The organism is Pseudomonas sp. Z1-12 (genome assembly GCF_051132015.1).
GTDB classification, from domain to species: domain Bacteria; phylum Pseudomonadota; class Gammaproteobacteria; order Pseudomonadales; family Pseudomonadaceae; genus Aquipseudomonas; species Aquipseudomonas zanjanensis.
In genome coordinates this window covers 5,658,652-5,682,190 of the sequence record NZ_CP071647.1, presented here as the reverse complement: position 1 = coordinate 5,682,190, position 23,539 = coordinate 5,658,652, and the positions used below count along the sequence as shown (strand labels likewise).

Sequence of the window (23,539 nt, the reverse complement as noted above, 5' to 3'; positions counted from 1 at the left end):
ATTTCTATAGCTTTGAATGTTTGTAACAAAATCTACTAAGTCTGTTCGGAAAAGGATGTTTCTAATGAAGCGCTTATTCTGCTTTGCCGCGTTTGCGGCTGCGTTGTTGGGGCACACTTACACTGCGCAGGCAGCGGGTGTGGAGTTTGGGGTGGGCCAGACCAGCGACTCGACCATGACCTATCGCCTGGGCATGCAGTTCGACTGGGACAAGAGTTGGTTGCAAAGTGATGTCGGCCGCCTGACCGGCTACTGGAGCGGCGCCTATACCTATTGGGACGGGGACGAAGCATCCAGCAACCACAGCCTGTCGTTCTCGCCCGTGTTCGTGTATGAGTTTTCCGGGCAGAACGTGAAGCCTTACATCGAGGCGGGTGTCGGTGTGGCGTTGTTCGCCAATACCCAAGTGGAAGACAACAAGCTCGGCACGGCCTTCCAGTTCGAAGATCGCATCGGGTTCGGCCTGCGCTTCAATGGTGGGCATGAAGTGGGCATTCGCGCCACTCACTACTCCAACGCGGGTATCAAGTCGACCAACGACGGTGTGGAAAGTTACGCGCTGCATTACACGATGCCGCTGTAACAGCAGAAAAACTGTGGGAGCGAGCTTGCTCGCGATAGCGATCGACCAGCCACCCTGTAGTGCCTGGTCCACCGTCATCGCGAGCAAGCTCGCTCCCACAGAGATATCCAGCAGAAATCAGTCAGATCATTCTGTTATCGATACGCCGTCGCAATGCCCTGGCGTTCTTCCAGGCATTCCGGTGCGCCCATCTCGAACTCGCGGCAGATCAGCGGGCGCTTTTCGTAGATGGTGCACATCATGCTGTCGCGATCCAGGGCCGCGCACCATCCGTCGTCAAGCCGCAGCATCACTTCCCCACCCCAATCGTCCGTGTCGATAAAACGCTCCGGGACCCCGGTGTCGGTGATCAGCATCACTTCCAACTGGCAGCAGCACGCCGCGCACGTCGAGCACGTAACCGCCGGTGCCTGGATTTCATGGAGGGGGATGGTTTTCATGGTGCGCAGTGTAAGGCAATCGGCGGCTCAGGGGCGTCCCTTGATCGGACAGCCGTTTTTTGCCTGGCATGAGCCCGAGTCGGCCGGCAGGGTTTCGGTGGATGAAGGCAGGGGCCAGAGCGCGGTCATGGAGGCAATGGGGAGCGCAACTTCCCGGGGGCGTTCGACCAAATGATCCAGCACCTGTCGCGCCGCTTCTTCTGGCGACCAGTGGCGCGGGGCCGGGGAACAATCGTCGGGCTCCAGCGATGGGTCGTCGAACCCCGGGTGCACCAAGGTCACATCGATGCCGGCGGGGGCCAGTTCTGCCCGGGCCGATTCGAACAGATGACGCATCCCGTTGCCCCCCGCTTCGATTTGCGAAGGCGCCAGGTAGGTTGCCGGGCTGGCGATACCCACCAGATGAGGTTCGATCCCGGCGCGTAACAAGGGCATGGCCACTTCGATGCAGAAACTGGCGGCGAGCAGGTTGCTGCGCACGATATGCTCGATCGATAGGTGATCGGCGGGTTGCCCGTGAACGTACTCAGTGGTCCCGGCATTGAGGATCACCTGATCCAGGGCGCCCCATTGTCGAGTGATTTGTTCGCCGATCTCGCGCACGGTCTGGCTGTCGGTCAAATTGCCGGGCACTGCCAGCACTTGTCCTGGATAACGTGTCGAAAGCAATTCGCATGAGCGGGCCGAGCGCGAACTGACGGCCAAGTAGGCACCTGTCTCGAGTATCGCTTCAGCCAACGAAGCGCCGATTCCGTTGCCAGCTCCGGTAAGCCAGTAGCGCCGTGGCGGTCGTACACCCATTCCATACTCCTTTCGCTTGCGCAGGGCTCTGATACATCGCTTCAGTCGAGCTCCTGCGACTAGTAAGACTATATGTCATCGGAAAAATAATGCATCCCGGAGGCCGGCAGTTTCATGTTCGCTAATCGCCCATCCCTTCAAGGGCTGAGTCCTGTCGCGTCGGCAGGTTTCTGAACGCTGCCAGCGCACGTGCCCGGGACTGGGCCAGATCAACAATCGGTGCCGGGTACTTTGTATTGTCAAACAATTCGCCTTGCACATTAGGGCGGTGGACACTTCGCTTATCGAGATCGTTCAATTCAGGTAACCAACGTTTGATAAATAATCCTTCGCGATCGAATTTTTCCGACTGGCTCAACGGGTTGAAGATACGGAACCAGGGCGCCGAGTCGGTGCCGGTGGAGGCGCTCCACTGCCAGCCGCCATTGTTGGCGGCCAAGTCGCCGTCAATCAGGTGCTGCATGAAAAAGCGCTCGCCTTCGCGCCAATCGATCAACAGGTTCTTGGTCAGGAACATGGCTACGACCATCCGCAAGCGGTTGTGCATCCAGCCGGTCTCCAGCAATTGACGCATGGCCGCATCGATGATCGGCAAGCCGGTGCGTGCCTGTTTCCAGGCCTCCAGTTCCGCGGGGGCCTTGCGCCACGCCAGCGCCTCGGTTTCCGGGCGGAACGCACGATGGCGCGACACGCGCGGATAGCCCACCAGAATATGTTTATAGAACTCACGCCAGAGCAATTCATTGATCCAGGTCACAACACCGGCACTTCCGCTTTCGAATTCTCCCTGGTTGGCTTGCAGCGCTGCATGCAGGTACTGACGCGGCGACATCACCCCAGCCACCAGGTACGCCGAGAGTTGGCTGGTGCCGGGCCGGGCCGGGAAGTCCCGTTCGTGCCGGTAATCGTCGAGGTGCTGGTCGACAAAACTGTCCAGGCGCCGCCGGGCTTCGGTTTCACCGGCGGGCCAGAGGGCACGCAATGCTTCACTGGGCGGGGCGAATCCATCGACTTGCATCGGCACCGGGTCGCGGGCAATGCCGGTGGGCGGCTGCCGCGGCGGTGTGGCGACCAGGCTCGGCAATGAAAAATGCAGGCGGTTGTAGCAGACCTTGCGGAACTGACTGAACACCTGGAAATAATTGCCGGTCTTGGTCAGCACGCTGCCGGGCTTGAACAGCAGTTGATCGAGGTGACTGTGAAACTCGATGCCCTGGTCATTCAGGGCTTGGGCGACCTCGGCGTCGCGTCGCGTTTCATTCACGCCGTACTCTTCATTGACATGCACGGCGCGGATGTTCAGTTCGCGACATAGCGTGAGCAGCACGTGCGGAGCCTGGTGCCAATGCGCTGCATCGCGGATCAAGAGTGGGACGTTCAATTCATCCAGGGCCTCGCTCAACGCGCCGAGGTTGCGCAGCCAGAAGTCGATCTTGCACGGTGCGTCATCATGGGCACGCCATTGCTCGGGGCTGGTCAGGTACACCGCCACGCAGGGCCCTTGGGCTGCGGCGGCCGCCAGGGCGGTGTTATCGCGCAGGCGCAAGTCGCTGCGCAGCCAGATCAATCGGATGCTGTTTTTCATCTAAAGGAGTTCTCGGCGACTCAGTTCGCGGTGAGCCGATAGCGGGTCTTCGGCCCAGGACACCTCGATCATCGAGACGCCTGTGGATAGCCGGGCGTGGTGGATCGACGCGGCCGGGCCGGCAATGATGATTGGGCAATCAATTGCGCCCAGTAGCCTGGGCAGTTGGGACAGATTGAGGGCGTGACTGGAATACAACAGGACGCCACGGGCCTTGAGGCGTTCGACCGCCAAGGCCAGCTCGCCCGCCGGCAGCGGGCTGTCGAACACTTCCACCGGGCAGTCGGCGCTGCTGGCCAGCCAGGCGGTGAGCCACAGGTGCGGGTCCAGGGGCACGTCCGATTGATTGACCAGCAACAGGGGCGCGCCGCGCAGTTGGCGGTTGTTGTGATAGATCCGGCTGCCGAACTTGCTGCGCAGCCACGAGTACAGGAAGACGCGTTCCAACTGCGCACCGAACTGGCCTTGCCAGCGCAGGTGCAGGTCGGCCAGCAATGGCAGGAGCAATTGCTCGCACACGGTCCAGGGCGGATACAGCGCCATCGCCTGGTTGACCAGGTCGTCGATCTGGCGCTCGGCCAGTTGCGTCACCGCCAGCACCAGGGCGTGGCGCTGACGCTGCCAGTCGTTCTGCGCCGGCTGTGTGGTTTCGGTCGGCGCTGGTGTGTCCAGCAACGGCTTGATCTTGCTCACCGCAACGCCACGATCGATCCACGTGAGGATGCTCCGGATCCGTTGTACATGCTCGGCATTGAACAGTCGGTGGCCCTTGGGAGTGCGGTGCGGCACGATCAGTCCGTACCGGCGCTCCCAGGCCCGTAGCGTGATGGCGTTGACCCCGGTCTGCCGGGCGACTTCGCGAATGGGCAGCCAGCCTTGGGCCAAGGCCTTGGCAAAATCGCCCCCCAGGTCGTCGCGGGCGCTGGCGTCGGGGTCGTTCTTCATTAGATAGCGTTTCGCAAGCTGAGGTTTTCCGGGTGCGGTTGCAGGTAGACCTGCTGCGCCAGGTAAGGATCGGGGTGCTGGCGCAGGTGATGCTTGAGCAACGTCAGCGGCACCACCAAGGGCACGATGCCGAGGCGATATTGCCCGATGAGGTGCTGCACCTCTTGTTTGTCCTCGGCGTCGATGTCGCGCTTGAGATACCCGCTCAGGTGTTGCAGCACATTGGTGTGGGTGCGGCGGGTGGCGCATTTCTTCAGGGCGGCCATCAAAGCGCTGAAATAGCGTGGGCCTAGCTCGTTGGCATCGGCCTTGCCCATGGTGCCCAGCAGTTTGCCCAGGGCCTTGTACTGCTCCGGGTTGTGGGCCATGAGCAGGTATTTGTAGCGCGAGTGAAATTCGATCAGGTCGCGACGGGTCAGGCCCTGGCGGCGCAAGGATTGCCAGGCGGCATAGGCAAACACCCGGGTCAGGAAGTTTTCCCGTAGTACCGGGTCGTTGAGGCGACCGTCTTCCTCCACCGGCAGGTCGGGATGGCGTTCGCAAAAGGCCTGGGCATAGATGCCGCGCCCGCCGCCGTCCTGGGTCACGCCGTTGTGGTCATAGACCTTGACCCGCTCCAGTCCACAGGATGGCGATTTCTGCATGAAGATGTAGCCGCAGATGTCATCCAGTTCGCCCGCCATCTGCCGCCCGTAGTCGGCCAGTGGCCGGGTCACGTCGAGGTCGCGATTCACCGTGCCGAGCGCCTCGGGGTGTTCGGGGTCGCCCACCAGGCGGATCGGTTCCCGAGGAATGCCCAGGCCGATAGCGACTTCAGGACACACCGACACGAAATCGAAGTATTCAACGAGGGTGCGGCTGCACAATGGCGATTGCTTGTGCCCGCCATTGAAGCGAACTTCAGCTCCCATCAGGCAGGCGCTGATGGCGATTCTGGGTTTGGCGATGGCTGCTTTGGACATGGGCGACCTCTGATAGCTAAATCTTGTACAGATTCGTTTATCTGTACAATATTTTAATCATAGGACCGAATGGGTGCAAGTCAACCGGATTTATCGATGGGGGGTGATGTAATGAGTGTCGCAGGCAGGCTGCTGTCTCGTTCGACAGCAGCGGATGATGAGCGCTAACGCGCGATCTTACTGCAGGCTGGCATGCAGGCGGCGTGCTGCCTCCTGGCCGCTGAGCCATGCGCCTTCGACCCGGCCGGACAGGCACCAGTCGCCGCATACATACAGGCCCAGGTCTGCATCGGCCAGGGCGCCCCATTCATGGCTGCCGGCGGGGCGGGCGTAGAGCCAGCGATGGGCCACGCTGAAGCTCGGGGCGGGCATCGCACTGTGGAGCAGCTCAGCGAACGCGCCGTGCAGGTGTTCGATCACCGCTTCCTTGGACAGGTCGATGTGCTGCCGGCTCCAGTCGCTGGTGGCGTGCAGCACCCAAGTGTCGAGCTTGCTGTCGCGTCCCGGTTTGCTGCGGTTGCGTGCCAGCCAGTCCAGCGGACTGTCCTGCACGAAGCAGCCCTCCATGGGCGTATCCAGCGGTGCTTCGAAAGCCAGCGCCACGGCCCAGGTCGGGTCCATCTTCACGCCGGCGGCCACCGCGGCCAGTTTCGGTACGGCCGCCAGCAATGCGGTGGCCTGGGGCGCGGGTGTGGCAATCACCACTTGGCCAAAGGGGCCATGGGTGAAACCTTCCGCGTCCTGCAAATGCCAATGTTCCTGGCCGCGGTACACCTCGGTGATCCGGCAGGAAAACTGCACTTGCAGCTTGTCGAGCAAAGCGCGGGTGATGGCGCTCATGCGCGGGGTGCCGACCCAGCGGGTCTGCTCGTCCGGCGATGGGCTCAATTGTCCATTCTGGAAGTTGTAGAGCTGCGGGTTCCATTCCGCGGCCCAGCCGTTGGCTTGCCAGCGCTGGACCTCCGTGACAAAGCGGCGGTCACGGGCGGTGAAGTATTGCGCGCCCATGTCCAGCGCGCCGGCATCGCTGCGCTTGCTCGACATGCGTCCGCCACTGCCATGGCTTTTATCGAAAAGTTGAACGACATGCCCGGCCTCCGTCAGGGCCTGGGCGGCTGAAAGTCCGGCGATGCCGGTGCCGATGATTGCGATAGGTACAGTCATGAGGGCCTCGTTTACCTTTCTGTACAGACTACGCCGTCGTTTAAACCTGTACAATTCTGGTTTTTGGTATAAGTTTCACCGTTCGCGTTTGGACAGGTTGTCCTATTGTTAAACACAGACCCTGTCCGATACGAAAAATCCCTACCTATAAAAATAGACTAATGGGCCGGGTAAAACGCGATGCGAGGAACATCTCATGCACATATTGCTGACCGGCGGTACTGGTTTGATCGGACGTCAGCTCTGCCGCCTCTGGTTGCAGCAGGGGCATCGCTTGACGGTATGGAGTCGCCGACCCGAAGAGGTGGCAAAAATCTGCGGGACATCGGTACGAGGTATTGCCAGGCTGGACGAAATTGACGAGCCGGTGGACGCAGTGGTCAACCTTGCGGGGGCGCCGATTGCCGACCGTCCCTGGAGCCACAAACGCAAGATGTTGTTGTGGAGCAGTCGCATCACGTTGACGGAAGTTTTGCTGGCGTGGCTGGAGCGTTGCAAACAGAAACCGCAGGTGTTGATTTCCGGTTCCGCGGTGGGTTGGTACGGCGACGGTGGCGAGCGTGAGTTGACCGAGGAATCGGGACCGGTAAGCGAAGATTTCGCCAGCCAGTTGTGCATCGCCTGGGAAGAAACCGCGCAACGGGCCGAGGCCTTGGGCCTGCGCGTGGTGCTGGTGCGTACCGGCCTGGTCCTGTCTGCCGAGGGCGGCTTTTTGTCGCGGCTGTTGCTGCCGTTCAAACTGGCGTTGGGCGGGCGTATCGGCAATGGTCGGCAGTGGATGCCGTGGGTTCACATTGACGATCAAATCGCCCTGATTGATTTTCTTCTGCACCGCACCGATGCCAGCGGTCCTTATAATGCGTGCGCGCCGAACCCGGTGCGCAACCGCGATTTTGCCAAGGCCCTGGGGCGCGTCTTGCATCGGCCGGCCGTGGTGCCGATGCCAGAGCTTGCGCTGAAGGTCACGCTGGGGGAGTTGTCCTTGCTGTTGCTCGGCGGCCAGCGCGCCACGCCGGCCCGATTGCAGGCGGCGGGTTTCACATTCCGGTTCACTGATTTGCCTGCGGCCCTGGAAGACTTGTCCAGCCGCCTTTGAAATAGGACGTTGCATGACCGATCACGCGTTGCTTCTGGTGAATCTGGGTTCGCCTGCCTCCACCTCGGTGGCCGATGTGCGCCGCTACCTCAATCAATTCCTGATGGATCCGTATGTCATCGACCTGCCATGGCCGGTGCGGCGCTTGCTGGTATCGCTGATCCTGATCAAGCGTCCCGAGCAGTCGGCCCATGCCTACGCCTCGATCTGGTGGGAGGAGGGTTCGCCGCTGGTGGTGCTCAGTCGCCGGTTGCAACAGGCCATGACCGCGCAGTGGACCCAGGGCCCGGTGGAACTGGCGATGCGTTATGGCGAGCCGTCCATTGAATCGGCGCTCGTACGGCTGGCGAGCCAGGGACACAAGAAGATCACCTTGGCGCCGTTGTACCCGCAGTTCGCCGACAGCACCGTGACCACGGTGATCGAGGAGGCCAAGCGGGTCGCGCGGGAAAAGAAACTCGATGTGCAGTTTTCGATCCTCCAGCCGTTCTACGATCAGCCGGAATACCTCGACGCCCTGGTCACCAGCGCCAAGCCGTACCTGATGCAGGAGCACGATCATCTGTTGTTGAGTTTCCACGGCCTGCCGGAACGGCACCTGACCAAGCTCGACCCGACGGGGTCTCATTGCTTCAAGGATGCCGACTGCTGCAAGAACGCGTCGCCGGAGGTCATGGCGACCTGTTACCGCGCGCAATGCATCCGCACCGCCGAGCTGTTCGCCCAACGCATGGGGCTGGCGGACGGCAAATGGTCGGTGTCGTTCCAGTCGCGCTTGGGACGGGCCAAGTGGATCGAACCCTACACCGAGGCGCGCCTCGATGAACTGGCTAAAAGTGGCGTGAAGAAAGTGTTGGTGATGTGCCCGGCGTTCGTCGCCGACTGCATTGAAACCCTGGAGGAAATCGGCGATCGCGGCCGTGAGCAGTTCCGCGAAGCGGGAGGAGAGGAGTTGGTGCTGGTGCCTTGCCTCAATGATGAGCCGCAGTGGGCGAAGGCGTTGAGTACCCTCTGCGAACGGGCGCCGATTGCTTTGTGAGGTTCAAGGGCCTCATCGCGAGCAAGCTCGCTCCCACAGTGGATCTCGAGTGGTCACAAAATTTGTGTTCACAACAGATCCCCTTGTGGGAGCGAGCTTGCTCGCGATGGCTATCTGACTGACAACAAAGCCTTCAAGCTTGAGTCAGATCAGCGGCTCATCCACCTTCTTCTGCTTCCAACCGTCGTTACCCGGCAGCAGCAGGTTCAGCGCGATCGCCACCACCGCGCACAGCGCGATGCCTTTGAGGCCGAAGTCGTCCGGGCCGGTGCCGGTGCCCACCAGCACACCGCCGATGCCGAACACCAGCGTCACCGAAACGATCACCAGGTTGCGCGCCTCGCCCAGGTCGATCTTGTGGCGGATCAGCGTGTTCATGCCCACCGCCGCAATCGAACCGAACAACAGGCACAGGATCCCGCCCATCACCGGCACCGGGATGCTTTGCAGCAGCGCGCCGAATTTGCCGATGAACGCCAGGCTGATGGCAAAGATCGCCGCCCAGGTCATGATCTTCGGGTTGTAGTTCTTGGTCAGCATCACCGCGCCGGTCACTTCGGCGTAGGTGGTGTTGGGCGGGCCGCCGAACAGGCCGGCGGTGGTGGTGGCAATGCCGTCACCCAGCAGCGTGCGATGCAGGCCGGGTTTTTTCAGGTAGTCGCGACCGGTCACGCTGCCTACGGCAATCACCCCACCGATGTGCTCGATGGCCGGCGCCAGGGCGACCGGCACGATGAACAGGATCGCCTGCCAGTTGAACTCCGGCGCGGTGAAGGCCGGCAGGGCGAACCATGGCGCGGCGGCGATTTTCGCGGTGTCCACGACGCCGAAGAAAAACGCCATGGCAAAGCCCACCAGCACGCCGGAAATGATCGGCACCAGGCGGAAAATGCCTTTGCCGAACACCGCGACGATCAAGGTCGTGAGCAGGGCCGGCATCGAAATCATCATCGCGGTCTGATAATGAATCAGCTCGGTGCCGTCGCCGGCCTTGCCCATCGCCATGTTGGCGGCAATCGGCGCCATGGCCAGGCCGATGGAGATGATCACCGGGCCAATCACCACCGGCGGCAGCAGCCGATCGATGAACCCGGTGCCCTTGATCTTCACCGCCAGGCCCAGGAAGGTGTAGACGAAACCCGCCGCCATCACGCCGCCCATGGTCGCGGCCAGGCCGAACTGGCCCTTGGCGAGGATGATCGGGGTGATGAAGGCAAAGCTCGAGGCCAGGAACACCGGTACCTGGCGCCCAGTGACGACCTGGAACAGGATCGTTCCCAGGCCGGCGGTGAACAGCGCCACGTTAGGGTCCAGCCCGGTGATCAGCGGCATCAATACCAGCGCGCCGAAGGCGACGAACAGCATCTGGGCACCGGACAGGATCTGGCGCCAGAGCGGATCGTTGAACTCGTCTTGCATGCTCAAGCGTCCTTCTGCTTGGTGCCGAAGATCTTGTCGCCGGCATCGCCCAGGCCCGGGATGATGTAGCCATGTTCGTTGAGTTTCTGGTCGATGGACGCGGTGTAGATGGTCACATCCGGGTGGGCGTCCTGCACGGCCTTGATGCCTTCGGGGGCCGCGACCAGCACCATGGCGCGGATGTCCCGGCAACCGGCTTTTTTCAGCAGGTCGATGGTGGCGACCATGGAGCTGCCAGTGGCGAGCATCGGGTCGATGATCATCGCCAGGCGCTCGTCGATTTCCGGCACCAGTTTTTCCAGGTAGGTGTGCGCTTGCAGGGTCTGCTCGTTGCGAGCCACGCCCACGGCGCTGACCTTGGCCCCGGGGATCAGGCTCAGGACGCCCTCGAGCATGCCGATGCCGGCGCGCAGGATCGGCACCACGGTGATTTTCTTGCCAGCGATTTTCTCGACCTGGACCGTACCGGCCCAACCGTCGATGTCATAGGATTCCAGCGGCAGGTCCTTGGTGGCTTCGTAGGTGAGCAGGGCACCGACTTCCTGGGCCAGTTCACGGAAGTTCTTCGTGCTGATATCGGCGCGGCGCATCAGGCCGAGTTTGTGTCTGATCAGCGGGTGGCGGATCTCGAGGATGGGCATGGGGAAGGCTCCGGCGGCGGGCAAAAAAACCGGCCTAGATTAATCTATCCGAGGGTGTTGTCCTATAGACAATACAGAACGTTAGTCCACAAACGCTTGATCTGGCCGGGCGGGATGCGTACCTTTGCCGGCTTTTCCGAACCCTGCCCCTTGGAGAGCGCCATGTCCGCTGATCTCGAGCATATCCGTCAAATCATGCGAGAGGCTGACTGCCTGTACACCGAAGCCGAAGTCGAAGCGGCCATCGCCCGTGTCGGTGCGCAAATCAACGAGCAACTGGCCGATGCCAATCCGGTGGTGTTCTGCGTGATGAACGGCGGGCTGATTTTCTCCGGCAAGCTGTTGACCTACCTGAACTTCCCCCTGGAAGCGTCCTACCTGCACGCGACGCGTTATCGCAACGAAACCAGCGGCGGCGATCTGTTCTGGAAAGCCAAGCCAGAAGTCTCGTTCATCGACCGCGACGTGCTGATCATCGATGACATCCTCGACGAAGGTCACACGCTGGGCGCGATCATCGATTTCTGCAAACACGCCGGCGCCCGTGCCGTGCACACCGCCGTGCTGATCGACAAGGACCATGACCGCAAGGCGCGGCCGGACTTGAAAGCCGATTTCGTCGGCCTGCCGTGCATCGACCGCTACATCTTCGGCTACGGCATGGACTACAAAGGTTACTGGCGCAACGCCAATGGCATCTTCGCCGTCAAGGGCATGTAATCGATGACTCGGCCAAGCTTTCTGGAACAAGCGCTGTTCGATGAGTTGGCCGAGAAAGCCGCGGCCAATCCTCGCGGGCGGCAGCACCATAATTTCCATGGGATGGATGAGCCGTGCCATCGCATGGCGGTGGGTTTGCAGCCTTCCACCTACATCCCGCCGCACCGTCACCTGAGCGCCGACAAGGCGGAAACCTTGCTGGTGCTCAAGGGCCGATTGGGGGTGTTGATTTTTGACCAGGCCGGTGCGGTGGTGGACAAGCGCGTCCTGCAGGCCGGCGGCGATTGCCTCGGCGTCGACTTGCCGGCTGGCGTGTATCACGGCTTGGTGGTGCTGGAAGCCGACAGCCTGATGTTCGAATGCAAGGCCGGCCCTTACCGGCCCGTGGGCGAGGGCGAACTGGCCCACTGGGCGCCCCGTGAAGGTGAGGCCGGCGTGGCGCAATACCACGCCTGGATGCGCGCCCAGTTCGACTGACCTGTGGGCGAGGAGGCTTTTGTGGCGAGGGAGCTTGCTCCCGCTGGGCTGCGTAGCAGCCCCGGGTGAGTCGCACAATTGCAGGTGGGCGCTCCGCACCCAAGCGGGAGCAAGCTCCCTCGCCACAAAGGCTTCCTTGCCACAGATCAGGCAAGGCTTGCGTGAGCGGTGCTGCCAGCAGCCAGCCATTTTTCGCTTTTGACCCGCGCCTGTTCCAAAGTCTGCACATACGCCAATTGCCGCTGTTCGCGATGAATGCCAGCGCGGCGCAGCTTGAGGCGTACCCGGGGCGCGGTCGCGACCAGGATCAGGCCGATGCCGTGCTTGCGGTAATCCTTCAGGATATTTTCCAGCGCGGCCAGGGCGGTCATGTCCAGCATCGGCACGGCGCTCATGTCCACGACCACTACACGAACGCCCGGGTCGAACCGGCGCAGCACATCCAGGGCCTTTTCCGCCGCGCCGAAGAACAGCGGCCCACGGATCCCGTAGCAGCGTACGTGCTCGGGCATGTCCAGCAGGGCCTGGTGGAAGTGGCGCGGCAGTTCGGCACTGTCGGTCAGTTCGCTCATGCGCTTGATGAACAGCCCGGCGGCGAGCAGCAGGCCGACGGCGACGGCCAGGACCATGTCGAACAGCACCGTCAGGCCCAGGCAGGTCAGTAGCACCAGTACGTCGCTGCGCGGGGCGATGCGCAGGGTGTGCAGCACATGCCCGGCTTCGCTCATGTTCCAGGCGACCATCACCAACAGCGCGGCCAGTGCGGCCATGGGCAAGTAACTGAACAGCGGCGCCAGCAGCACAATCGCCACCAGCACCACGAGGCTGTGGATGATCGCGGCCAGCGGTGAAGAGGCGCCGCTGCGCACATTGGTGGCGCTGCGGGCAATGGCGGCGGTGGCGGTGATGCCACCGAACAGCGGCGCCACCAAATTTCCCAGGCCCTGGCCCATCAGCTCGGCGTTGGGGTCGTGCTTGCTGCCGGTCATGCCATCCGCCACCACCGCGCACAACAAGGATTCGATGGCGCCGAGCATGGCGATGGCAAAGGCGGGCGCCAGCAGTTGGCGGATCAGGTCGTAGGAGAGGACCAACCGATTCCCCTGGCTGTCCGGCAGGTTCCAGGGCCAGTCGAAGCTTGGTAGAAAGGGCGGAATGCCCGGGTGAGCGATGCCATCGACAACGTAGCTGAACCGTTCGCCCAGCGTCGCGATCGGCCAGCCGCCGCTTTCCATCGCCAGCCCAAGCAGCGTGCCCACCAGCAGGGCCACCAGATGCCCAGGCACCCGGGGCACCCAGCGCGGCCAGGCAATCAGCACCGCCAGGCACGCGGCGCCGATGACCCCATCGCCGAGACGGGCACTTGGCAGCGCCACGAACAATTCTCCCAGTTGTTCGATGTAGTGTTTGGCTTGGCCTGCGGTGGTCAGCCCCAGCAGGTCCTTCAATTGCAGGGTAGCAATGACCACGCCAATGCCTGCGGTGAAACCGAGGATGACCGGGTAGGGAATGTACTGGATCAAACGGCCGGCGCGCATCAGGCCCAGGGCGATCAGGATCAGGCCGGCGAGCATGGTGCACAACAAGAGGCCGCCCAGGCCGTATTGCTGGGTGATGGGCAGCAGGATGACCACGAACGCCGCTGTCGGCCCGCTCACGTTGAAGCGTGAGCCGCCGGTGAGGGCGATCAGCGGCGCTGCCACCAACACCGTGTACAGGCCGTGCTGCGGCGGCACGCCGACGGCAATCGCCAGGGCCATGGCCAAGGGGATGGCGATAATGCCGACGGTCAGCCCGGCCACCAGATCGCCGCGCAGGCGTTCGAGGGTGTAACCGGCCCGCCAGGTTTGGCGCCAGGCGGCGAACAGCGGTGGGGCGGAGAAAGACATGGGCACTCCACACAAAATGAACGGGCGTTACATCTGGACCTGCCGAATAACGATCCCTGTGGCGAGGGAGCTTGCTCCCGCTCGGCGGCGTCGTAGGAGCTGACGAGTGCAACGAGGCTGCGATCTTTCCACTGCCTATTGAGTCGAGAGCGAAAGATCAAGATCAAAAGATCGCAGCCTTCGGCAGCTCCTACACAAAACCAGCGGGAGCAAGCTCCCTCGCCACACAGGCATGCGCCAGTGAGATCGACGCTGATGGCTCTTTGAGTATGCCGCGCCCGCTGCCCGGATGTATTGATCCGGATCGCTTATTTTTACCGTTGGTGCTCATGCTAGAGTGCCTGGCCAAGACCCAGGAGCTTGCCATGCGTGTATCGATCCGCCGTTGCGCCACTTTGTTGTTGATCGCCAGTCTGCCTTTGACGGCCGTGGCCGCGCCGATGCACAGCCAGTTCCTGCCACCGGATGACCTGGTGGTGCGCCAGGAACAACCTGAACAGCAGCAGTTGCTGCAAGTGACCGAATATTCGGTGGTGCTGGGTAACCAACGCCAGTCCAACCAGCAACCGATCCCGGTCACTTCGCCCCTGCTGGTCCGTCTCAAGGGCAAGCCCTTGAACAAAGGAGCGACCATCAGCCAGGTGATCCTCAACTTCGACGGCGAAAGCAAAAGCCTGAAGAAGCCAGTCTTCGATGAGGCGAGCAAGACCCTGACGCTGTCTTATCCACAGGCCCAGTACCGGGTGGTCATCCATCTGTTGCGCAACAACACGGTTTATGTGCAGTTCCTCACTTACGCCAACGGCCATATCTGGGCCGACCTGCACACCGGTGCCGAACGCCCGCGTTGAGCCCCGGGGCCTGCCGGGGGTAAACTGCCCGCCCCGTGAATTGTGCGAGTTGGAGCCGGCAATGCGTAAAGACAAGAAACAAGTGATTGGCGACGAAATTGGCGATGAGCAGATCAAGCTGTTCCTCAATTTCGAACCGGTCGATGCCACTTCGCCGTCGTTGCACAAACTGATCAAGGCCTACCGTGGCCTGCGGGTCGACGATTTCGAGCGCTTCCTGATGTTCTTCGTCGAGGCCGGCCATGACCTCAACGGCAAGGATGAGCACGGCAACGATTTCGTTGCGCTGATCAAGGACCAGCGTAATGCCGAGGAATACATCGAGTTGATCAACAAGGCGCGCGGCTGAATCGACGTCTATCAACGCTCTTCGGAGCGTTGAATATTCCGCTTGTACGCAACTAATTTTTTATTCGCACATCGCTCTGAAAGGTTATGTCACCATTCGGGTTGTTCTGTTTTATTTGAAACTCCATTACTTTTGCGTTTGAAGCCAAGTGGCTTTTACGTCATTGTCTTAATGGAGTTGTATTTGTCATGGAAGATCAAAAAAAATGTATCGCCGGCGTGCTGCTGTCCTTGGCGGCGTGTCTGGCAAGTTCCGCTTCCTACGCGCGGGATGAAGTTGTCAATGTCGAAATACACAATGCCACGGTAGACGATATTGTTCCTGGTAGCGGCTTTAGCTGGACTGATTATTGGGCCGGTTCGGGCCACAACTTTTGGATCAGTCCGGGTGAGAGCCAGGAGCTGACGTACTACCTGCCTCAGTCACGCTCCAAGGAAGAGGCTTTTAGCTACAGGCAAGACAGTCGCCTCTGCCATTTCAGCTTTGGGCATGTCGCAAGAACACCGGTCAGCGAAGGGGCAATGCCTTTTCGTCGCTGGGTCAACGCGGAGCCGACGGATTATTGTGTCGCTCAGTTGATTGATGTAGAAGATGATGACGACTATGTTCGCAACGGCGGAACACGCATCAAATTCACCATGAAATAACACTGCGGAAAATAAAAAGCCTCCCGTTTTGCACGGGAGGCTTTTTATATTAGCGGCAGTGTATCAGGCGTAACTGTGCGCCTTGCTGTCTTCGACCAACTCCAACGCAATGTTGTTCTGCACATTGATCTTGCGATACAGTGCCGCGTCGGTTTCCAGCACTTTTTCCCGTGCCGGAAAGATCTCCGCGAGCTTGGGAGCCCACTCGCCCTTGGCCTTGTCCGGGAAGCAGCGCTCGATCAGTTCCAACATGATCGACACGGTCACCGATGCACCCGGCGATGCGCCGAGCAGGGCGGCGAGGGTGCCGTCCTTGGCTGCCACCAGTTCGGTGCCGAATTGCAGGACGCCACCTTTCTTCGGGTCTTTCTTGATGATCTGCACCCGTTGGCCGGCCACTTCCAGGCGCCAGTCTTCGGCTTTCGCCTCGGGGTAGAAGCGGCGCAGGGATTCCAGGCGCTGTTCCATGGACTGCATCACTTCGCTGATCAGGTACTTGGTCAGGTCCATGTTGTCCCGGGCCACGGCCAGCATCGGGCCGATGTTGCCGGCACGTACCGACAGCGGCAGGTCCATGATCGAGCCGTGCTTGAGGAACTTGGTGGTGAAACCGGCGTAGGGCCCGAACAGCAGGGATTTCTTGCCATCGACCACGCGGGTGTCCAGGTGCGGCACCGACATGGGCGGCGAACCCACCGCGGCTTGGCTGTAGACCTTGGCCTGGTGGTGCTTGACCACTTCCGGGTTGTCGCAACGCAGCCACTGGCCGCTGACCGGGAAGCCGCCGAAGCCCTTGCTTTCCTCGATGCCCGAGGCTTGCAGCAGCGGCAGCGCCGCGCCGCCGGCACCGAGGAATACAAACTTGGCGTCGACTTCGCGGGTGCTGCCGGAATTGACGTCCTTGATGCTCACGGTCCAGCCGCTGCCGTTGCGCTTGAGCCCGGTAACGCGCTTGCAGTATTTGACTTGGGTGTCCGGGGCGCTGGTCAGGTGCTTGAGCAATTGGTTGGTCAGCGCGCCGAAATTGACGTCGGTACCGTTCATGACACGGGTGGCGGCGATGACTTCATCGTCTGGCCGGCCAGGCATCATCAACGGCATCCACTCGGCCATCTTGGCCTTGTCTTCGGTGTATTCCATGTCGGCGAAGGCGTGATGCTGGTGCATCAACTCGAAACGCTTCTTCAGGAACGCCACGCCTTTCTCGCCTTGCACGAAGCTCAGGTGTGGCACCGGGGCGATGAAAGACTTGGAGGAGCCGAACGTGCCTTTTTTGGTCAGGTACGTCCAGAACTGTTTCGACACCTCGAACTGGGTGTTGATGTGCACGGCTTTCTTGATGTCGACAGTGCCGTCGGCCGCCTGGGGCGTGTAGTTGAGCTCACACAGCCCGGCATGGCCGGTACCGGCGTTGTTCCACGGGTTGGAACTCTCCGCGGCACCGGAATCCATCAGCTCGACGACTTCCAGCGAGATCGCGGGGTCGAGCTCCTTGAGCAGCACGGCCAGGGTGGCACTCATGATGCCGGCCCCTACCAGAACTACATCGACTGCTTCGTTATGCGCCATTTAACGCGTCTCCAAAATCTGCAGCACCAAATTGTCGGCATAGCGGCCAGGAGTGGCGGGGCAGGTCAGTTGCGCCCCAGTGATCCATGGCCAGGATCGCCATGTCCGAATCTTCGCAATTTTTCGCACCTACTGCGGATGCATGCAGCCTGGCCTCAAGAGTCACATGAACTCATTTAAGCGCCGGGCGGGCAATTCGACTTATGGCCGAGACATCCGTTCGTGCAACCAAATCCGTAGCGGACAGGCTTCAGGCGCCGGTTCTTGAGCGATATCTGGTCCTGTGTCGTTGGGCTGTTTCAGACGCCAATGGTGCTTGTTCAGACGCAAAACTCTTCATTTGCTCGCCACACTCTCGTGAAGTTGTGAAAACCCGTTTTTTCACGCTCTTTTGAAGACGTGAACCTCAAAAAAGGGCTGTCCCAGCCTGGCACTGCGCCCGGTTTGGTTGCCCCCATGGAATACATGACAGGCAAAACGGGCAGACAGCTCAGTGACCGAGCGTAATGACAGCTCTGCAGATTCGCGAAAAGTGGTGATTTGCCTGGAGGAACAGCAAGCGCGCCAGCTTCACTCGATCTGTGTGGGCGGCTCTCTGTGGGCGGTGCGGGGTGCCAATACCAGCGCATCAGCGGTGTTGCGCGGCCCGATCAGGAGACGTCCTTATAATCGGGGGGAGATTGTATCGAAGAAACGCAGGGAAATGGTCGTGTTTAATGACTTTTATTAGCCGTCCGGTCAGATGGTCAACAGTTGCCGGTTGCGTGCGCGGGCACGAAGCGGTTGCACGCGGGCGCTGGCGGGCAGTGGCTGGTGCAACCAGTTGAGACGGATCTCATCAATTTCCACCCAGCCTTCGCCCATGGGTTGCAGGCTGCACTGCTTGAACGCCTGGCAACGGCCGTTGCGATCGAGCAGGGCGAAGCTGCGGTGATGAGGGCGCGGGGTGAACAGCGAAATGAGGAAGCGCATGAGCGGATACCGGGTCAGGAAGCTTGGAGCAAGCCTGACAGCGAGCTATGACATACCGGTGTAAGGATCGTGACAATGGGGTGACAGGAACCGGCAATCACGGCCTGTGTCAGACATTTCAGTATCCATCGCAAGTCTTAGTGGCCTGTGTGGCTAATTCGTGCACTCAACTTCGGCGCCAGAACTTGCCAGCCTGCGTTGCCATTCCTCGCCGTAGCGGGCTACGACTCGTCATGGCGCCTTGCCTGGCAAGCCCTGGCACTCGAATTTGAGTACTCGAATTAACCGTACAGGCCACTAGTTCACCGCGATGGCGCACCGCTATACTGCCGGCCTGTTTGTGCCCGATTCTGGAGAGAAGAGCATGTTGCAACGCCTGTTGTTCGGTTTGATCGCTGTGACCAGTCTGACCCTCGTCGGCTGCGCCCACAGCCCGCAACAACTTAACCCGGAGCCCAAGCTCAATGCCCAACTGGCGCCTGTAGGTCGTGGCCAGCCGGTGGTGGTGCGGGTGGTGGACGGTCGTCCGTCGCCGACACTCGGCACCCGCGGCGGGTTGTACCCGGAAACCAGCGTGATCACGGTGCAGGGCGCGCAGATCCTGCCCAAGTTGCAAGCCCAGGCTGAAGCCGCAGTACGTCTGCTGGGCTTCACGCCGACCGCCAATGCCTTGAATGCACCGCAACTGACCGTGACCTTGGCCGAGCTCAAGTACCAATCGCCCAAGGAAGGCATGTACGTGACCGAAGCCACCATCGGCGCGACCTTCCGCTCCGACGTGCAGAACGCCAACCGCCGCTACAGCGGTCGCTACGGTGCGTCCCTGGACCAGCGCTTCGGCATGGCGCCGAACCAGGACACCAACACCAAGCTGGTCAGCGATGTCTTGAGCGATGCCTTGACCCGGCTGTTCAAGGACCCGACCATCGGCCAGGTGCTGGCTGAGTAAATAACAAACCCCCTATCCCCTGTGGGAGCGAGCTTGCTCGCGATAGCGGAATGTCAGCCACCTTGATATTGGCTAATCCATCGCCATCGCGAGCAAGCTCGCTCCCACAGGGGTTTTTTATGGGCGAAATTCTCAGGCTGCCTGGGAATAGAACTCCAGCACGCTGATCCCGGTCAGCAGGTCTGTCTCCGGCAGGTCGGCATGTGGATGGCCGCCGAGGGCGCAATACACCAGCCAATGGCGGTCCTGCACATTGAAGGACAAGCTGTCGACGAGGTTCTGTTGTTCGTCGCTCGGGCTGATGAGGTAGAGGCGATCCTGGTTTTCGGCGTGCAGCATGACGGGTTCCGTGCGGGTTTGAAGGGCGACAGAGTGGCCTATTCAGATGACGAAACGGTGACGGGGGAAATTAATCCAGGCTCCCTCGCCACAAAGGAACCCAGCGCCGCGATGGGATCGTTACTGGTCGGAAAAACGGCGCAGGGCGGCAGGCTTTCGGTAGAATCCGCGCCCTGTTCGTAGGCCACGGACGTGTCCCGTCCGTTTTTCCCTTGAGGTTCGTGATGTCGTCGCATCTGTTTTCGCTGTTCGCCGCCCACCCCGCCAAACTGATCAACCTGCTCGCGCTGCTGTTTGCCTGCCCGGGCGGCTGGGTGCTGCATGCGACGCGTCGCCGGGAACAACGGGCGCGGGCCTGCCTGCAAGCACGCAGTGGCAATGGCGAGGAACGCTTCGAAGCATTGCTGGATCTGGCCACCCAGCGCATGAACCGGTTTTTCTACCGGTTTGGCTTCGGCTGCCTGGCGCTGGCGTTGCTGGTGTCGTGGATCAGTACGCAGTTCTGATGAAGTAGCCTTGCAAGGCAATCGAGGATCGCTTTGCAAAAGTGTTTGCAGGGCAAATGAGAATTGCCTGGCAAAAGTGCTTTTGTGGCGAGGGAGCTTGCTCCCGCTGGGCTGCGAAGCAGCCCCCGTCGAATGGTAAACTCAAATCACTGCAAGCCCGTTTTGCGATTGCTGCGCAATCGAGCGGGAGCAAGCTCCCTCGTCACAGAGGCCAAACCAGGCCCTCGCAAGCCCGGCTTTAAAGCGCCAACCCCGCCTTGACCCGATACTGGTTACGCACCGGCGTCGCATATTGCAGCACCAGGAACGGCCGGTGTTCCGGCGGGCATGCGTCCAGTCGGCGCTGCCATTCTTCCTGGGCCTTGGCCAACTCATCAGCACCAAATACCTCGGCCGCCGTCGGCACCTGCAGTTGCGGGTCGGCGTCGGCCCATTGGGCGTAGGCCAGGTAATGCACCGGGAACAGCCGGTAGCCGCCGAGAATCTGCCGGTCCATCTCCAGGGCCAATTGCTTGGTGTCCTCGAACAGCTCGGTGATGGGCGCGGCGAAGTTCACATGGACCCGGCCCTTGTAGCCGGTGATGCCCTTGGCGATGCTCACGTCGTCTTCGCCCGGGGCCTTGGTGTAGGTGCCGGTGGTGGCGCGGATGTACAACTCGCGGGCCTTGGCCTGGTCGCACGGGTCGTATTCGTAGCTGATCGATACCGGCGTGAGGTTCAGTGACTGGATCACCTCACCGAACGGCTCGTCCTTGCGGCTCATGTGGAACATCTTGAGGATCGCCGATTCGGTCCGGTCGTCACCGTCCTTGGCCCGCCCTTCGGCCTGGGCGATCCAGATCGAGGCGCAGTCGTTGCGGATCGAATGGTTGATATACGCCGACAGCAACTGGTACGCCGCCATTTTTTCCCGCCGCCCGGTGATGGAGCGGTGCACGATGAAACTCTTGTTCAGGCGCATCAGGTCGCTGACAAAGGGCTTTTGCAGCAGGTTGTCGCCAATGGCGATGCGCGGCGTCGGCAGGCCGGCGTGGTACACGGCGTAATTGACGAAGGCCGGGTCCATCACGATATCGCGGTGGTTGGCGATGAACAGATAGGCACTGCCGGACTTGAATTGCTCCACCCCGGTGTAGGTCACGCCATCGGTGGCGCGCTCAATGGTGTGGTCGACGTAGAACTCCACCTTGTCCTGCAACGTAGCGACCGACGTCACACCGGCGAACTCACGGCGCAATCTTTGCGCTATAAGGGGTTTGAGCATCCAGCCGAAGGCGCCGGCCAGGCGTGGGAAGCGGAAGTGGGTGAGGATATCTAGAAACGCCTTGTCGCCGAGCAGCCGTGCCAGCACCGCTGGGACTTCGCTGTCGTCGTAAGGTCGGATGGCATCGAATTCGCCCATCATGCTCTCTTGTTGGAAACGGCTAGGGTAAGTAAAGGTTCGATCGAAAAAACGACAGGGCACGGCCTGGAAGATAAGCCAGACGAAAATAGCCCTGCAAATAGACCGGCGATTATACGCACAAGTCACTTGGGAGACCGCGATGCTGGAACAGGCTAGTTATGATTGTCCCTATTGTGGGGAGGAAGTAGAGACAACCGTGGACTTGTCCGGCGGTGACCAGACCTACATCGAGGACTGTCAGGTGTGTTGTCGGCCGATCACCTTTGTACTGCAAGTCCATGAAGAAGAGTGGCATCTCGAAGTCTTCAGCGAAAACGAGTGAAGGGGCGCCCATGCAGCGAATCTACGAGCTGGACAACGTGATGGAAGGCGAGTTGCTGCAAGGCATGCTCGCCAGCGAAGGCGTCACGGCGCACCTGGTGGGGCGCGACCTGGTCGGCGGCGTGGGGGAATTGCCGATGCATGGATTGCTCGGGCTGGCGGTGGAAGACGACCAGGCGCAATACGCCCGGGAGTTGATCGCCGCGTACAATGCGGCGCTGCCGCTGCCCGGTGACGAACCGGACAGCTATCCCGGCACGCTGGTCTGTTAGGCTGGCGGTCGTTCGTTCGATCAAGAGTCGTGTTGCCCCATGTGTGGACGTTATGCCCTGTTTCGCTGGAACCCCGCCTTCGCGGCCCTGCCCGGTTTTCCCGCCGATCAGAAGGCCCAATGGAATATTTCGCCCAACGATTCGGTGCTGATGCTGCGGGCCGGCGCCGAGGGGCAGCGCGAGCTGGCCCGGGCGCGCTGGGGCCTGACGCCGCCGTGGCTGACCGACCTGTCCCGCACCCCGGCCCATGCCCGGGCCGAAACCGTGGCCGAGCAACCGATGTTCCGCGAGGCCTTGCGCCTGCGCCGCTGCCTGCTGCCGGCCAACGGCTTCTACGAGTGGCGCGGGGGCACGCGCAAGCGTCCGTACTGGCTGACGCCGGGAGAGGGCTCGTCGTTGTTTTTTGCCGCGATCTGGGAAGCGTATCCGGTGCAGGAACAGGTGTGGTTGAGCACGGCGGTGATCACCCAACCGGCGGCGGGTCAACGCCGGCCGTTGATCCTGGACGAAGAAGGCCAGCGCCTGTGGCTCGACCCCGAGACCCCGCTGCATGCCTTGCAAGGGCTGTTGGCCAGCGAGCCGGCGCCACTGCGCGAGCGGGTGTTGGCCAATATGGTCAATGATCCGAAGCTCAATGGGCCGGAGTGCTTGACCCCGGCTTGAGTTTTGCGGCGCTTGTATTGGCCCCATCGTGGATCGCCGCCCGGGGCAGGCTCGCTCCCACAGTGGATTACAGGTGTATTCAAATTTCCGTACACCGACCATCCCCTGTGGGAGCGAGCTTGCTCGCGATGGCGGCGGATCAGTCGACATTAATGTGGCTGATGTACCGTCATCGCGAGCAAGCTCGCTCCCACATTAGGTTCTGGGGGTTACTCGTGATGTGGTTCGCCCAGGAACGTCAGCGAGGTGAACACGCCACGGGTGTCCACGTCCTTGTTGTCCTTGAGCTTGATTTCCATGTGCGCCGCGATCACATTCAGGCCTTCGTTGCGCACCAGTACCTTGGCCCGGCCCTCTGCGTCGGTTTCCGTCGAGACGGTGTTCGGCGCGCTGCGGTAGTCGCCCACCAGTTTCACCCCGGCCGCCGGTTTGCCGTCCAGCAGCACCCGGACCGGTAATGGCTGGCCCGGGCCTACGGTCAGCGGGTCGACTTCCGGCAGGATCACGAACTTGATCGGTTCCAGCGCCGGCAGTTTCGCCCCAGGCTCATAGATCGCCAGGCTGTACTTGAACGTCTGGGTCGCTTCGACCGCCCCGGGCACTTTGCTGCGACCTTCGTTGATCCACTTCTTGTCCGCCGTCTGGGACCACATGCCGTTGTCCAGCGCCACCGCCAGTACGGCTGGCGGCTTGAGCGGTTGCAGGCGGGCGTGGTCCGGCAGGCGCTCTACGGTGACCGGAATCATCTTGCCGCCCAGGTCATAGGCCCAGGCACCGCTGATTTTCTGCGCCTTGAAGGCATTGTCTTCGGCACCGTGGCCGTAGATCACTTCGATGTTGCCGCGACGCTGTTCGGTCCACAGGCCATGGGCCGAGGCCTGCGCGGCCAGGAGCAGGCCGAGCAGGGCGAAGGTCTTGGGGTATTTCATGCTGAC

At 61.3% G+C, this 23,539-nt stretch carries 27 protein-coding genes; 13 read left to right on the top strand and 14 right to left on the bottom strand.

All coding sequences use genetic code 11. From position 1 onward, the window contains the following. Nucleotides 1-64 precede the first annotated feature (64 nt). Nucleotides 65-583, top strand: a complete 519-nt coding sequence (locus J3P85_RS24730) for an acyloxyacyl hydrolase (protein ID WP_186705011.1) — start codon at nt 65-67, stop codon at nt 581-583. A 134-nt stretch (nt 584-717) separates the two neighbouring features. Here the strand turns inward: J3P85_RS24730 and J3P85_RS24725 are convergent, their stop codons facing one another. From J3P85_RS24725 to J3P85_RS24700, 6 genes are all read right to left on the bottom strand, one after another. Further along, nucleotides 718-1,023: a YkgJ family cysteine cluster protein gene (locus J3P85_RS24725; RefSeq protein WP_186705012.1), complete on the bottom strand. Its 306-nt coding sequence runs from the start codon at nt 1,021-1,023 to the stop codon at nt 718-720. 27 nt (nt 1,024-1,050) lie between these two features. Beyond that, nucleotides 1,051-1,824, bottom strand: a complete 774-nt coding sequence (locus J3P85_RS24720) for an SDR family NAD(P)-dependent oxidoreductase (RefSeq protein WP_434703892.1) — start codon at nt 1,822-1,824, stop codon at nt 1,051-1,053. Between the two features lie 121 nt (nt 1,825-1,945). Beyond that, on the bottom strand, nt 1,946-3,397 hold the full coding sequence (gene phrB, locus J3P85_RS24715) for a deoxyribodipyrimidine photo-lyase (protein WP_434706421.1): 1,452 nt from the start codon (nt 3,395-3,397) through the stop codon (nt 1,946-1,948). Between the two features lie 12 nt (nt 3,398-3,409). Further along, nucleotides 3,410-4,354: a MerR family transcriptional regulator gene (locus tag J3P85_RS24710; protein ID WP_434703890.1), complete on the bottom strand. Its 945-nt coding sequence runs from the start codon at nt 4,352-4,354 to the stop codon at nt 3,410-3,412. Beyond that, complete coding sequence (locus tag J3P85_RS24705) at nt 4,354-5,316, bottom strand: YbgA family protein (protein ID WP_186705016.1); 963 nt, start codon at nt 5,314-5,316, stop codon at nt 4,354-4,356. The genes J3P85_RS24710 and J3P85_RS24705 overlap by 1 nt, the downstream gene beginning before the upstream one ends. Nucleotides 5,317-5,493: 177 nt before the next feature. Further along, complete coding sequence (locus tag J3P85_RS24700) at nt 5,494-6,480, bottom strand: NAD(P)/FAD-dependent oxidoreductase (protein ID WP_186705017.1); 987 nt, start codon at nt 6,478-6,480, stop codon at nt 5,494-5,496. A 196-nt stretch (nt 6,481-6,676) separates the two neighbouring features. Between J3P85_RS24700 and J3P85_RS24695 the strand changes: the two genes are divergently transcribed. After that, on the top strand, nt 6,677-7,576 hold the full coding sequence (locus J3P85_RS24695; RefSeq protein WP_434703888.1) for a TIGR01777 family oxidoreductase: 900 nt from the start codon (nt 6,677-6,679) through the stop codon (nt 7,574-7,576). A 13-nt stretch (nt 7,577-7,589) separates the two neighbouring features. After that, complete coding sequence (gene hemH, locus J3P85_RS24690; protein ID WP_434703887.1) at nt 7,590-8,615, top strand: ferrochelatase; 1,026 nt, start codon at nt 7,590-7,592, stop codon at nt 8,613-8,615. Nucleotides 8,616-8,759: 144 nt separating this feature from the next. On the opposite strand, the gene J3P85_RS24685 is transcribed toward hemH, so the two are convergent. Continuing rightward, nucleotides 8,760-10,034, bottom strand: a complete 1,275-nt coding sequence (locus tag J3P85_RS24685; RefSeq protein ID WP_186705020.1) for a uracil-xanthine permease family protein — start codon at nt 10,032-10,034, stop codon at nt 8,760-8,762. 2 nt (nt 10,035-10,036) lie between these two features. After that, nucleotides 10,037-10,675 carry a uracil phosphoribosyltransferase gene (gene upp / locus J3P85_RS24680; protein ID WP_186705021.1) on the bottom strand — a complete coding sequence of 213 codons (639 nt, stop codon included), beginning with the start codon at nt 10,673-10,675 and terminating at the stop codon, nt 10,037-10,039. A gap of 162 nt (nt 10,676-10,837) precedes the next feature. Here upp and J3P85_RS24675 point away from each other — a divergent pair, with 162 nt between their 5' ends. Beyond that, entirely contained in the window at nt 10,838-11,395 is a 558-nt protein-coding gene (locus J3P85_RS24675; protein ID WP_053125250.1) for a hypoxanthine-guanine phosphoribosyltransferase, read from the top strand. Between the two features lie 3 nt (nt 11,396-11,398). Beyond that, nucleotides 11,399-11,872, top strand: a complete 474-nt coding sequence (locus J3P85_RS24670; protein ID WP_434703886.1) for a WbuC family cupin fold metalloprotein — start codon at nt 11,399-11,401, stop codon at nt 11,870-11,872. 146 nt (nt 11,873-12,018) lie between these two features. Here J3P85_RS24670 and dauA read toward each other — a convergent pair whose 3' ends face one another. Next, entirely contained in the window at nt 12,019-13,761 is a 1,743-nt protein-coding gene (gene dauA, locus J3P85_RS24665) for a C4-dicarboxylic acid transporter DauA (RefSeq protein ID WP_434703884.1), read from the bottom strand. Between the two features lie 365 nt (nt 13,762-14,126). Here dauA and J3P85_RS24660 point away from each other — a divergent pair, with 365 nt between their 5' ends. From J3P85_RS24660 to J3P85_RS24650, 3 genes are all read left to right on the top strand, one after another. Further along, complete coding sequence (locus J3P85_RS24660; protein ID WP_434703882.1) at nt 14,127-14,612, top strand: hypothetical protein; 486 nt, start codon at nt 14,127-14,129, stop codon at nt 14,610-14,612. 61 nt (nt 14,613-14,673) lie between these two features. Beyond that, the gene (locus tag J3P85_RS24655) at nt 14,674-14,961 is read left to right on the top strand and encodes a PA4642 family protein (protein ID WP_434703881.1); all 288 of its coding nucleotides are present in this window, start codon (nt 14,674-14,676) and stop codon (nt 14,959-14,961) included. Between the two features lie 188 nt (nt 14,962-15,149). Next, complete coding sequence (locus J3P85_RS24650; RefSeq protein ID WP_434703879.1) at nt 15,150-15,608, top strand: hypothetical protein; 459 nt, start codon at nt 15,150-15,152, stop codon at nt 15,606-15,608. Between the two features lie 63 nt (nt 15,609-15,671). Here the strand turns inward: J3P85_RS24650 and mqo are convergent, their stop codons facing one another. Further along, complete coding sequence (mqo, locus tag J3P85_RS24645; protein WP_434703878.1) at nt 15,672-17,177, bottom strand: malate dehydrogenase (quinone); 1,506 nt, start codon at nt 17,175-17,177, stop codon at nt 15,672-15,674. Between the two features lie 738 nt (nt 17,178-17,915). Continuing rightward, a complete protein-coding gene (locus J3P85_RS24640) occupies nt 17,916-18,149 on the bottom strand; it encodes a hypothetical protein (protein WP_014340171.1) in 234 nt (77 codons plus the stop codon). Nucleotides 18,150-18,513: 364 nt separating this feature from the next. Here J3P85_RS24640 and J3P85_RS24635 point away from each other — a divergent pair, with 364 nt between their 5' ends. After that, on the top strand, nt 18,514-19,098 hold the full coding sequence (locus tag J3P85_RS24635; RefSeq protein ID WP_003205489.1) for a YajG family lipoprotein: 585 nt from the start codon (nt 18,514-18,516) through the stop codon (nt 19,096-19,098). A gap of 132 nt (nt 19,099-19,230) precedes the next feature. On the opposite strand, the gene J3P85_RS24630 is transcribed toward J3P85_RS24635, so the two are convergent. Further along, the gene (locus J3P85_RS24630; protein WP_058544127.1) at nt 19,231-19,437 is read right to left on the bottom strand and encodes a hypothetical protein; all 207 of its coding nucleotides are present in this window, start codon (nt 19,435-19,437) and stop codon (nt 19,231-19,233) included. Nucleotides 19,438-19,661: 224 nt separating this feature from the next. Here J3P85_RS24630 and J3P85_RS24625 point away from each other — a divergent pair, with 224 nt between their 5' ends. After that, nucleotides 19,662-19,943 carry a hypothetical protein gene (locus tag J3P85_RS24625; protein WP_411385615.1) on the top strand — a complete coding sequence of 94 codons (282 nt, stop codon included), beginning with the start codon at nt 19,662-19,664 and terminating at the stop codon, nt 19,941-19,943. Between the two features lie 238 nt (nt 19,944-20,181). On the opposite strand, the gene J3P85_RS24620 is transcribed toward J3P85_RS24625, so the two are convergent. Beyond that, nucleotides 20,182-21,348, bottom strand: a complete 1,167-nt coding sequence (locus tag J3P85_RS24620; protein WP_060740673.1) for a 1-acyl-sn-glycerol-3-phosphate acyltransferase — start codon at nt 21,346-21,348, stop codon at nt 20,182-20,184. Nucleotides 21,349-21,487: 139 nt separating this feature from the next. On the opposite strand from J3P85_RS24620, the gene J3P85_RS24615 reads away from it, so the two are divergent. From J3P85_RS24615 to J3P85_RS24605, 3 genes are read left to right on the top strand one after another with little or no spacing between them, the layout of a single operon-like run. Next, nucleotides 21,488-21,670 carry a CPXCG motif-containing cysteine-rich protein gene (locus J3P85_RS24615; RefSeq protein WP_207964449.1) on the top strand — a complete coding sequence of 61 codons (183 nt, stop codon included), beginning with the start codon at nt 21,488-21,490 and terminating at the stop codon, nt 21,668-21,670. A 10-nt stretch (nt 21,671-21,680) separates the two neighbouring features. Beyond that, entirely contained in the window at nt 21,681-21,941 is a 261-nt protein-coding gene (locus tag J3P85_RS24610; RefSeq protein WP_434703874.1) for a putative signal transducing protein, read from the top strand. 39 nt (nt 21,942-21,980) lie between these two features. After that, nucleotides 21,981-22,604: an SOS response-associated peptidase gene (locus J3P85_RS24605; protein ID WP_207964445.1), complete on the top strand. Its 624-nt coding sequence runs from the start codon at nt 21,981-21,983 to the stop codon at nt 22,602-22,604. Nucleotides 22,605-22,813: 209 nt separating this feature from the next. On the opposite strand, the gene J3P85_RS24600 is transcribed toward J3P85_RS24605, so the two are convergent. After that, nucleotides 22,814-23,533, bottom strand: a complete 720-nt coding sequence (locus J3P85_RS24600; RefSeq protein ID WP_250964052.1) for a DUF4198 domain-containing protein — start codon at nt 23,531-23,533, stop codon at nt 22,814-22,816. Between the last annotated feature and the right edge of the window lie 6 nt (nt 23,534-23,539).

Coding starts and splice junctions, on each gene's coding strand:
- J3P85_RS24730 (WP_186705011.1), top strand. CDS start 65: ATGAAGCGCTTATTCTGCTTTGCCGCGTTTGCGGCTGCGTTGTTGGGG.
- J3P85_RS24725 (WP_186705012.1), bottom strand. CDS start 1,023: ATGAAAACCATCCCCCTCCATGAAATCCAGGCACCGGCGGTTACGTGC.
- J3P85_RS24720 (WP_434703892.1), bottom strand. CDS start 1,824: ATGGGTGTACGACCGCCACGGCGCTACTGGCTTACCGGAGCTGGCAAC.
- J3P85_RS24710 (WP_434703890.1), bottom strand. CDS start 4,354: ATGAAGAACGACCCCGACGCCAGCGCCCGCGACGACCTGGGGGGCGAT.
- J3P85_RS24705 (WP_186705016.1), bottom strand. CDS start 5,316: ATGTCCAAAGCAGCCATCGCCAAACCCAGAATCGCCATCAGCGCCTGC.
- J3P85_RS24700 (WP_186705017.1), bottom strand. CDS start 6,480: ATGACTGTACCTATCGCAATCATCGGCACCGGCATCGCCGGACTTTCA.
- J3P85_RS24695 (WP_434703888.1), top strand. CDS start 6,677: ATGCACATATTGCTGACCGGCGGTACTGGTTTGATCGGACGTCAGCTC.
- hemH (WP_434703887.1), top strand. CDS start 7,590: ATGACCGATCACGCGTTGCTTCTGGTGAATCTGGGTTCGCCTGCCTCC.
- J3P85_RS24685 (WP_186705020.1), bottom strand. CDS start 10,034: ATGCAAGACGAGTTCAACGATCCGCTCTGGCGCCAGATCCTGTCCGGT.
- upp (WP_186705021.1), bottom strand. CDS start 10,675: ATGCCCATCCTCGAGATCCGCCACCCGCTGATCAGACACAAACTCGGC.
- J3P85_RS24675 (WP_053125250.1), top strand. CDS start 10,838: ATGTCCGCTGATCTCGAGCATATCCGTCAAATCATGCGAGAGGCTGAC.
- J3P85_RS24670 (WP_434703886.1), top strand. CDS start 11,399: ATGACTCGGCCAAGCTTTCTGGAACAAGCGCTGTTCGATGAGTTGGCC.
- dauA (WP_434703884.1), bottom strand. CDS start 13,761: ATGTCTTTCTCCGCCCCACCGCTGTTCGCCGCCTGGCGCCAAACCTGG.
- J3P85_RS24660 (WP_434703882.1), top strand. CDS start 14,127: ATGCGTGTATCGATCCGCCGTTGCGCCACTTTGTTGTTGATCGCCAGT.
- J3P85_RS24655 (WP_434703881.1), top strand. CDS start 14,674: ATGCGTAAAGACAAGAAACAAGTGATTGGCGACGAAATTGGCGATGAG.
- J3P85_RS24650 (WP_434703879.1), top strand. CDS start 15,150: ATGGAAGATCAAAAAAAATGTATCGCCGGCGTGCTGCTGTCCTTGGCG.
- mqo (WP_434703878.1), bottom strand. CDS start 17,177: ATGGCGCATAACGAAGCAGTCGATGTAGTTCTGGTAGGGGCCGGCATC.
- J3P85_RS24640 (WP_014340171.1), bottom strand. CDS start 18,149: ATGCGCTTCCTCATTTCGCTGTTCACCCCGCGCCCTCATCACCGCAGC.
- J3P85_RS24635 (WP_003205489.1), top strand. CDS start 18,514: ATGTTGCAACGCCTGTTGTTCGGTTTGATCGCTGTGACCAGTCTGACC.
- J3P85_RS24630 (WP_058544127.1), bottom strand. CDS start 19,437: ATGCTGCACGCCGAAAACCAGGATCGCCTCTACCTCATCAGCCCGAGC.
- J3P85_RS24625 (WP_411385615.1), top strand. CDS start 19,662: ATGTCGTCGCATCTGTTTTCGCTGTTCGCCGCCCACCCCGCCAAACTG.
- J3P85_RS24620 (WP_060740673.1), bottom strand. CDS start 21,348: ATGATGGGCGAATTCGATGCCATCCGACCTTACGACGACAGCGAAGTC.
- J3P85_RS24615 (WP_207964449.1), top strand. CDS start 21,488: ATGCTGGAACAGGCTAGTTATGATTGTCCCTATTGTGGGGAGGAAGTA.
- J3P85_RS24610 (WP_434703874.1), top strand. CDS start 21,681: ATGCAGCGAATCTACGAGCTGGACAACGTGATGGAAGGCGAGTTGCTG.
- J3P85_RS24605 (WP_207964445.1), top strand. CDS start 21,981: ATGTGTGGACGTTATGCCCTGTTTCGCTGGAACCCCGCCTTCGCGGCC.
- J3P85_RS24600 (WP_250964052.1), bottom strand. CDS start 23,533: ATGAAATACCCCAAGACCTTCGCCCTGCTCGGCCTGCTCCTGGCCGCG.